2 protein-coding genes and 1 pseudogene are annotated in these 3,636 nt (G+C 70.7%); 2 read left to right on the top strand and 1 reads right to left on the bottom strand.

Annotation, left to right across the window (positions count from 1 at the left end):
- A partial coding sequence (gene aceE / locus AB0H87_RS39495) for a pyruvate dehydrogenase (acetyl-transferring), homodimeric type (RefSeq protein ID WP_360158231.1) occupies window positions 1-1,952 on the top strand: 1,952 nt, incomplete at its 5' end.
- Window positions 1,953-2,005: 53 nt separating this feature from the next.
- Here aceE and AB0H87_RS39500 read toward each other — a convergent pair.
- Window positions 2,006-2,596, bottom strand: coding sequence for a gamma-glutamylcyclotransferase family protein (locus tag AB0H87_RS39500; protein WP_360158234.1), 591 nt, complete (start codon window positions 2,594-2,596; stop codon window positions 2,006-2,008).
- Window positions 2,597-2,837: 241 nt separating this feature from the next.
- Here AB0H87_RS39500 and AB0H87_RS39505 point away from each other — a divergent pair.
- A pseudogene (locus AB0H87_RS39505) lies at window positions 2,838-3,636 on the top strand (hypothetical protein); the annotation flags it as partial.

Raw genomic sequence — 3,636 nt, forward strand, 5'->3', positions numbered from 1 at the left:
ACAACCTCAACTTCGTGATCAACTGCAACCTGCAGCGCCTCGACGGCCCGGTCCGCGGCAACGGCAAGGTCATCCAGGAGCTCGAGTCGTTCTTCCGGGGTGCCGGCTGGAACGTCATCAAGGTCGTCTGGGGCCGCGAGTGGGACCCGCTGCTCGCCGCCGACGCCGACGGCGCGCTGGTCAACCTGATGAACAGCACGCCCGACGGTGACTACCAGACCTACAAGGCCGAGTCCGGCGCGTACGTCCGCGAGCACTTCTTCGGCCGCGACCCGCGTACCCGCAAGATGGTCGAGTCGATGTCCGACGAGGAGATCTGGAACCTCAAGCGCGGCGGGCACGACTACCGCAAGATCTACGCGGCGTACAAGGCGGCGACCGAGCACACCGGCCAGCCGACGGTGATCCTGGCGAAGACGATCAAGGGCTGGACGCTCGGCTCGTCGTTCGAGGGCCGCAACGCGACCCACCAGATGAAGAAGCTGACGCTGGACGACCTGAAGACGTTCCGCGACCGGCTCTACCTCGACATCACGGACAAGCAGCTCGAGGAGAACCCGTACCTGCCGCCGTACATCCGGCCGGAGACCAAGTCCGACGAGATGGAGTACCTGCACGAGCGCCGGCGCGCGCTCGGCGGTTACCTGCCGACGCGCAACACCAAGGTGATCCCGCTGCAGATCCCGGGCAGCGAGCGGTTCGCCGACGTCAAGCGCGGGTCGGGCAAGCAGAAGGTCGCGACCACGATGGCCTTCGTACGCCTGCTCAAGGACATCATGAAGGACCGCGAGTTCGGCAAGCGCTGGGTGCCGATCATTCCGGACGAGGCGCGGACCTTCGGCATGGACTCGCTGTTCCCGACGCAGAAGATCTACTCGCCGCACGGGCAGAACTACACCCCGGTCGACCGGGAGCTGTTCCTGTCCTACAAGGAGGCGACCGGCGGCCAGATCCTGCACGAGGGCATCAACGAGGCGGGCTCGGTGGCCTCGTTCACCGCCGCGGGCTCGTCCTACGCCACGCACGGCGAGCCGATGATCCCGCTGTACATCTTCTACTCGATGTTCGGCTTCCAGCGCACGGGCGACGGCTTCTGGGCCGCGGCCGACCAGATGGCTCGGGGCTTCGTCCTGGGCGCGACCGCCGGTCGGACAACCTTGAACGGCGAGGGCCTCCAGCACGAGGACGGCCACTCCCACCTGATCGCGGCGACCAACCCGGCCGTCGTGGCGTGGGACCCGGCGTTCGCGTTCGAGATCGCGCACATCGTGGAGCGCGGCCTGCACCGGATGTACGGCGAGGAGGCGGAGAACGTCTTCTACTACCTCACCGTCTACAACGAGCCGATCCTGCAGCCGGCCGAGCCGGTCGATCTCGACGTCGAGGGCGTGCTGCGCGGCATCTACCGCTACTCGCCGGCCCCGGCCGTCGAGGGTGGCGGCATCAAGGCCAACATCCTTGCCTCGGGTACGGGCATGCAGTGGGCGCTCAAGGCCCAGCAGCTGCTGGCCCAGGACTGGGGCGTGGCGGCGGACGTGTGGTCGGTGACGTCGTGGACGGAGCTGCGCCGCGACGCGGTGCAGGCCGAGGAATACAACCTGCTGCACCCGGGTTCGGAGCCGCGGGTCCCGTACATCCGTCGCAAGCTGGCGGGCGCCGAGGGCCCGGTGGTCGCGGTCAGCGACTTCATGCGGGCGGTGCCGGACCTGATCGCGCGCTGGGTGCCGGGTGACTACACCTCCCTCGGCACCGACGGCTTCGGCCTGTCGGACACGCGGCACGCACTGCGGCGCCACTTCCACGTGGACGCCGAGTCGGTCGCGGTGGCGACGCTGCGGCAGCTCGCGGTCCGCGGCGAGATCGCCCCGGCGGTCCCGGTCGAAGCGGCCCGCAAGTACGCGATCGACGACGTCAACGCCGCGCCGGTGGGCGAGACCGGCGGCGACTCGTAGGTCGTACGACTACCGGAAAGGGCGTCCCCGTCGTTGGGGGCGCCCTTTCCGTTTCAGCGCGGCGGGTCGGCGTAGGGGTCGGCCGGCTCGCCCCGCACCCGCCTGTCGAGCTCGACGACCGGCACGTCGGGCGGAAGCGGCTCACGCTGGAAGATCTCCAACAGATCGTGCTGAGCGAACGCGTCACGGAGGCGGTCCAGGTAGGGGCGCCAGATGACCGCCGATCCCCGGCCGAGGCCGCGCCCGGCTTGGCGGACCGCGGTGTCCTTGCCGACGTAGGCCCAGACCACGTCGGGTCGGCGTGGGTCGGGCAGATCCACACTCGACGTGACGTCGACGCGGTCGTAGTTTCCTTCCCGCGCGTCGAGATCGGCGAGCGCGCCGGCGTGGACGAGTAGGACGACACCCCGCACCGTCGATGCCGTGTCGGGGACCAGGTTGAGAAACAGGACCTGCCCGTCGATGCGCGTGTCGGTGCCGGGTTCGAAGTAGGCGACGGCCCGGCTCCGGTCGGTGTTGTCGGTGCACACCGTCCAGGCTCGTCTCCAGCCGACCAGGTCGGCGACGAGATAGTCGCCACCCAGCTGCCGGATCGTCCTGGGATGAGCGAGCGAGCCGTACGCGAAGACCCCGTGGCGGCTCACTCCGGCGGCAGGGCGAAGACGTCGCAGCGCAGCGTGATGGTCATGCCGTCGGCAAGCGGCTCGTCGTCCACGCACGAACCGTACCTGTGACCTCGACGAGGGTCGCTGGTTCGTCTCCCACGACGTCAACCAGGTCTGGACACTCAACCTTCGAGACCTCTGCCGGCGTCTACCTCCCCGTCCGATGCGGAAGGGAGCGACGTGGATCCGGGTGACGAGGAGCGGTTCCGGGAGTTCGTGCGTGCGGGTCCTGCGCAAGGACACGCCCCAGGTGTACGTGCGCCGCGTCGTGGTCAATACCGCGACCTCCTGGTGGCGGCGGCGCCGGGCCGTCGAGGTACCGCCGCTCGTCCCGCTCCGGTTCGGGGTGGTCACGAGCTCACAGCTGGTCTGGTACGAAGGCCCGGTCGGCGCCGCACCGGGGCAGATGACCCGCGGCGGCAACGAGGACGCCGGCCGCCCGGTCGTGACGCTGACCCGGGCCGACGCCGAGAGCGGCGGGTACGCCCTGGTCGTCGGGCCGCGGGACACGACCGTGACGATCAGCGGCGATCCCCGGTACGACGCCGGCGGGGTCGTGCGGCGCCGCGAGCTCGCCGTCTCCGACGGCACCGGGGTCGGTCTCGCGCTGCTGCCGCCCACGCCACTCCCGCCGGGGCTCGAAGCCCGGGTCGCGCGGGGCGGGCAGGTCGTCTACGAGGGCATGATCGCCGGTGGGTGGGGCTCGTCGGCGTCCGGCGACCCGTTCCAGGGAGCCGTCGCCGAGGGTGGGCGGGGGCCCGCACCCGACCCCGCGATCCTGGCGGGCTTCGTCCGGCTCGCGCTCACGGACAGCAACCTGCCGGCGAACGGTACGACGGTGCGGCTGCGCTGGTGGGGGACCGTGAACGGGCAGGCCGCCGTGCTGCTGACGGTGCAGCCGGCCGGGGGCGGCGTCATCGCGTACGCCATGCACGGCACCGCCACCAGCAGCCGGACCGACCTGCGCCTGCGGGCGGAGGGCGGTGACGGCCGCACCGGCCGGGTGCTCGTCGCGGCCC

The sequence above is a fragment of the Asanoa sp. NPDC050611 genome (assembly GCF_040654855.1).
In the GTDB taxonomy this organism is placed as follows: Bacteria; Actinomycetota; Actinomycetes; order Mycobacteriales; family Micromonosporaceae; genus Asanoa.